Source organism: Achromobacter sp. GbtcB20, from assembly GCF_019091095.1.
Classification (GTDB): domain Bacteria; phylum Pseudomonadota; class Gammaproteobacteria; order Burkholderiales; family Burkholderiaceae_B; genus Achromobacter; species Achromobacter mucicolens.
In genome coordinates this window covers 1-356 of record NZ_JAGXJZ010000153.1, presented here as the reverse complement: position 1 = coordinate 356, position 356 = coordinate 1, and the positions used below count along the sequence as shown (strand labels likewise).

Annotated in this window: 1 protein-coding gene; it reads right to left on the bottom strand. The window is 57.6% G+C overall.

Features of this window, described 5'->3' with window-relative positions; translation table 11 throughout:
* Positions 1 to 356: IS6 family transposase (locus KVT32_RS32300; RefSeq protein ID WP_254637050.1), on the bottom strand; the 356-nt coding region annotated here is incomplete at both ends.

Here is a 356-nt window from a genome sequence, read left to right as displayed (position 1 = left end):
AGGCTTTTGCCGAGGCGACGTTGCGCCGCGGGCTGAGCCGGAAGTCGATGGTCTTGCCTGATGCATCCACAGCCCGGTAGAGATAAGCCCACCGGCCACGGATCCTGACGTAGGTCTCATCCACTCTCCAAGAAGTACCTGCCTGCGATGAAAATCGACTCCAGCGCTTGTCGAACTCCGGCGCGTAACGCTGGACCCAGCGCAGGATTGTCGTGTGAGCGATTGACAGGCCGCGCTCGGCCATCATCTCGACCAGGTCACGATACGACAGCTTGTAGCGCAGGTACCAGCGTACGCAGAGAATAATGATCTCTTGTTCGAAGTGTCGGCCCTTGAAAAGATCAGTTTTGCTTGGA